The organism is Paenibacillus roseus, assembly GCF_016424485.1.
Taxonomy (GTDB): Bacteria; Bacillota; Bacilli; order Paenibacillales; family Paenibacillaceae; genus Paenibacillus_D; species Paenibacillus_D roseus.
Genome location: NZ_JAELUP010000049.1, coordinates 1 through 4,375 on the forward strand (window position 1 = coordinate 1; position 4,375 = coordinate 4,375).

Sequence of the window (4,375 nt, forward strand, 5' to 3'; positions counted from 1 at the left end):
TAATATTTTGAATGAATGAATTAATGTTTTTTATATAGATATAATAGAAAATTATTTTTATTATATTAGAAAAGTGAAAATAAAATTTGATTTATGATTTACTCACCTTTAGAACAATTTACTATAATTAGTATAATTCCGGTTAAAATAGGGAATTTATATTTTTCATTTACAAATTCGTCATTATATATTTTACTTGCAATAAGTATAGCAATTACTTTATTTAGTGCAGTAACGACGAATGGAGGTTTCTTAATACCTCGTAGATGGCAATCAGTTGTTGAATTAATATATGAATTCGTAGTTGGATTAGTTCAAGAACAAATAACTAGTGTAAAAGGTCAACAATATTTTCCAATAATATTTACATTATTTATCTTTTTATTGTTTACAAATTTAATAGGAATGATCCCTTATAGTTTTACTGCAACTTCTCATTTTGCAGTTACTTTTGGTTTATCTATTTCTATGTTTATTGGTATAACACTAATAGGTTTTTATAATCATGGTTTACATTTCTTTAGTTTATTTTTACCAAAAGGAGCGCCATTAGCTTTAGCTCCTTTATTAGTTGTTTTAGAATTAATATCTTATTCTTTTAGAGCAATTAGTTTAGGTGTGCGTTTATTCGCTAATATGATGGCAGGGCATACTTTAGTAAAAATTTTAAGTGGATTTGCTTGGACTATGTTATCTGTTGGAGGTATTTTAGCAGTAGCTTCAGTAATTCCTTTTGTTGTTGTTTTTGCATTAACAGGATTAGAAATTGGAGTTGCTTGTTTACAAGCTTACGTATTTACTATTTTAGTTTGTATTTATATTAATGAATCAATCGTCCTTCATTAATTAAATGTAATATTTAGATTTTTTAAAATTATTTGTTTATGTTGAATAACATTTTCTATAATTTTAAATGATCTATTTGGGATGTAGCCAAGTGGTAAGGCATCGGAATTTGAATCCGACATTCAAAGGTTCGAATCCTTTCATCCCAGTTGTGTCTATAAAAAATTTATCTGTTTAGATAGCTCAGGGGTAGAGCAAAAGACTGAAAATCTTTGTGTCGGTGGTTCAAATCCACCTCTAGACAATATTTTATAATATTTGAAGGAAAAATGTCTGAGTGGTCGAAGGAACTGGTCTTGAAAACCAGCGTATTTGAAAGAATACCAGGGGTTCGAATCCTCTTTTTTCCGAATTTAGGGTTATTAGCTCAATTGGTAGAGCATCTCGCTTACAACGAGGCGGTTAGTGGTTCGAGTCCTCTATAGCCCATTTTTATGCGAGTATGGTGAAATTGGTAGACACGATTGATTTAGGCTCAGTGATCGAGAGATCTTGCGGGTTCAAGTCCTGCTACTCGTAATAAAGATAATTTACGTATATATATGAAAAGGAAGGATGGCTGAGTGGCCGAAGGCACTGGTTTGCTAAATCAGCGTATAATCTAATGTATACCATGGGTTCGAATCCCATTTCTTCCGAAGTTGTATTTTTATGTTTTTATAATAGGGGATGTAGTTTCAATTGGTAGAACATGTGCTTTGCACGCATGAAGAGTCGGTTCGAGTCCGGTCGTCTCCAATATTCTTTTATCAATAAAATATTTATAAAAGATGAAAAATAAAGAGGTTTTTAGAGCACAAAATAAAAGGAGTTATGATTCAAAATTTCTCAAAATCTATTCTTAAGATGGTTCCAAAATGGGTGCAATATCATGTGGTTCATAGAAATGAAATTATTTTTTATGTTTATCCTGAATATTTAATTCCATTTTTATTATTTTTGCGTGATCATGTGAATACTCAATACAAAATTTGTGCAGATTTAACTGCGGTAGATTATCCATCAAGAAAAGCACGTTTTGAGGTTGTCTATAATTTATTGAGTGTACAATATAATAGTCGTATTCGTATAAAAACTTGTGTTGATGAGATGACAAGTATTGAATCAAGTTCTTCAGTATATTCTGGAAATGCTTGGTTTGAGCGAGAAGTTTGGGATATGTTTGGAATTTTTTTTGCAAATCATCCAGATTTACGACGTATTTTAACAGATTATGGGTTTCAAGGTCACCCTTTACGTAAAGATTTTCCATTAAGCGGATATAAAGAAGTACGTTATGATGATTCAGAAAAACGAGTAGTTACTGAATCGATTGAATGTTCGCAAGAATTCAGATTCTTTGAATTTGATAGTCCTTGGGAACAAATAGAAAAAACATCGTAACCTTTTTATATTCTATGAAAAATTTGTGAACATTTCTAGTTTACTTTTTATAAAGTAAACTAGAAGTTTTGTTCTTTTTTGTTTTTTGAAGCTATATTAATTAAAAATTATAAAGATTATGACATTAAGTCGATGTTATTATAAAAATAGAGTGACTGCGGATTTAATTTTAAAACAAAATTATACTAGTATAATGGAATTACCTTCTTTTCATAAAATTACTTGTTCTAATTCTTCTAAAGAATATATTCTTGATAAAAAAAATATTTTTGTTTCAATGGTTGCATTAGAATTAATTACTGGTCAAAAAGTTAAATATAATGTAGCAAAGAAATCTATTGCAGGTTTTAAATTACGACAAAATCAAGTAATAGGTTGTAACGTTACTTTACGTAAGAATAAAATGTATACGTTTTTTGAAAAATTTATATTTAGTGTAGCTGGAGGAATGAGAAATTTTACTCAGAAGAAATTGAATTTTAATAATTATGATATTACATTAACTAATTTTAATTTATTTTTTGAATTACAACGTAATTATGAAATATTTCGAGGTGTCAAAGGTATAGGAATAAATTTAATAGCTAAAGTAAGAAAAAAAGAAGATGCTTCATTATTATATAGTGCTATGCAGTTGCCAGTGAAGATAATTAAATAAATTTTAAATTATATGTCAATTAAAGAGGACAAATTAATAATTAATTATAATTATAATAGTATTGTAAAAGTACCTGAAAGTGTTAAAATTATATCAGCTGGAGGGAGTTTACATTTTATAGGTCCTTTGGGTTATTCGCGATTTAATTTATATAAATTAAATTTACTTGGAATAGACCGAGTAGGCTTATTTTTAGAGAGAAATCAGAATCGTCGTGTTATAGTTATTAAAGTAATGAGTACACGAAAATCATATTTACATTTATATAGAAGTATATTAGAAAGTAAATGTTTTGGAGTTAGTCGTGGATTTCTTGTATATTTGGATATTTTTGGTATTGGTTATCGAGTAGCAATAACAGGATTTGAAAATATTATGACAACAGGTCGAAAATATTTAAATGAATTGTTAACTTTTAAATTGGGTTATAGTCATGATATAGGAGTAACACTTCCAGAAGGGGCTCGTGCATATGTACAGTCTGCTACTTCAATATGTTTATTTGGTATAGAAAAAAATCAGTTAACTCAGTTAGCTCATTCTATTCGAGCTTTGCGTAAACCTGGAGCTTATAAACAAAAAGGTATTCAATTATCTACAGAAAAATTAAAATTTAAGACAGGTAAGAAAAAATAATTTTATGTTTTTACATTACACAAATTTAAATGAAAAAAAACAATTAGTATTTGCTTTAACTAATATATTTGGAATTCATAAACATCACGCATTACAAATTTGTGATATATTAGGTGTTTGCCCTACTACTCGATTAGGTGATTTACCTGGAGCAAAAATTACGAGTTTATCTCAATTACTGTCATTTAATTATGAAAAGGGAATTGATGTTAAACGTTATCGTTTACAAGATATTCAATTATTAATAGATATTGGTAGTTATCGAGGAATTCGTCATACTTTGGGGTTACCTGTTCGAGGTCAACGTACGCATCGAAATGCGCATACAGCTCGTCGTATGAATAAAAAACGTAATAATATAGTTTAAATTTATGAAAAAAAAGATATCGGTTAAATTACGAGAACATAAGAAGGGTATCATTTTTATAAGAAGTACAAAAAATAATACTATAATTACATTTTCAAATTTATTAGGAAATGTTTTGTTTTGGGAATCAGGAGGAACATTAGGTTTTAAAAATTCTCGTAAATCCACAGTGTATGCGGCTGGAGCAGCTGCTGAAAAGGTTATTTCAAAAGCAATGCACTTAGGTTATAATATTTATGATATTAAAATGAAGGGTACAGGTTTTGGTAAACGTAATGCTTTAAAAACTATTATTAAAATAATTGTGAAAGCTAAATTGATTATTACATCAATTGAAGAACGTACATCTATTCCACATAATGGATGTAGATTACCAAAAAAAAGACGTTTATAAATTGTTAATTTTCTATTTTTATAAGAATTAATTTATTTAATTTTTTTAATCAAAATGAAAAAAGACACTTATATAGAATATGTGTAAAAAA

The 4,375-nt window shown here is 28.0% G+C and carries 6 protein-coding genes and 7 tRNA genes; all 13 read left to right on the forward strand.

Going from position 1 to position 4,375, the window contains the following annotated elements; all coding sequences use genetic code 11:
- Positions 1 to 93 precede the first annotated feature (93 nt).
- Complete coding sequence (locus JFN88_RS26240) at positions 94 to 846, forward strand: F0F1 ATP synthase subunit A (RefSeq protein ID WP_199019326.1); 753 nt, start codon at positions 94 to 96, stop codon at positions 844 to 846.
- Between the two features lie 77 nt (positions 847 to 923).
- Positions 924 to 995: transfer RNA gene (locus tag JFN88_RS26245), tRNA-Gln, on the forward strand.
- 23 nt (positions 996 to 1,018) lie between these two features.
- Positions 1,019 to 1,090, forward strand: a tRNA-Phe gene (locus tag JFN88_RS26250).
- A gap of 19 nt (positions 1,091 to 1,109) precedes the next feature.
- A tRNA-Ser gene (locus JFN88_RS26255) sits at positions 1,110 to 1,196 on the forward strand.
- 6 nt (positions 1,197 to 1,202) lie between these two features.
- Positions 1,203 to 1,275 (forward strand) — tRNA-Val (locus JFN88_RS26260).
- 7 nt (positions 1,276 to 1,282) lie between these two features.
- Positions 1,283 to 1,365, forward strand: a tRNA-Leu gene (locus JFN88_RS26265).
- Positions 1,366 to 1,395: 30 nt separating this feature from the next.
- Positions 1,396 to 1,484: transfer RNA gene (locus JFN88_RS26270), tRNA-Ser, on the forward strand.
- A 27-nt stretch (positions 1,485 to 1,511) separates the two neighbouring features.
- A tRNA-Ala gene (locus JFN88_RS26275) sits at positions 1,512 to 1,584 on the forward strand.
- 75 nt (positions 1,585 to 1,659) lie between these two features.
- Entirely contained in the window at positions 1,660 to 2,229 is a 570-nt protein-coding gene (locus tag JFN88_RS26280; RefSeq protein WP_199019327.1) for an NADH-quinone oxidoreductase subunit C, read from the forward strand.
- Positions 2,230 to 2,347: 118 nt separating this feature from the next.
- Positions 2,348 to 2,887, forward strand: coding sequence for a 50S ribosomal protein L5 (rplE, locus tag JFN88_RS26285; protein WP_199019328.1), 540 nt, complete (start codon positions 2,348 to 2,350; stop codon positions 2,885 to 2,887).
- A gap of 12 nt (positions 2,888 to 2,899) precedes the next feature.
- A complete protein-coding gene (gene rplF / locus JFN88_RS26290; RefSeq protein ID WP_199019329.1) occupies positions 2,900 to 3,523 on the forward strand; it encodes a 50S ribosomal protein L6 in 624 nt (207 codons plus the stop codon).
- Positions 3,524 to 3,527: 4 nt separating this feature from the next.
- Positions 3,528 to 3,890 (forward strand): ribosomal protein uS13, encoded by a 363-nt coding sequence (locus JFN88_RS26295; RefSeq protein WP_199019330.1) that lies wholly within the window; start codon positions 3,528 to 3,530, stop codon positions 3,888 to 3,890.
- A gap of 4 nt (positions 3,891 to 3,894) precedes the next feature.
- A complete protein-coding gene (gene rpsK, locus JFN88_RS26300) occupies positions 3,895 to 4,284 on the forward strand; it encodes a 30S ribosomal protein S11 (RefSeq protein ID WP_199019331.1) in 390 nt (129 codons plus the stop codon).
- Positions 4,285 to 4,375: the final 91 nt, after the last annotated feature.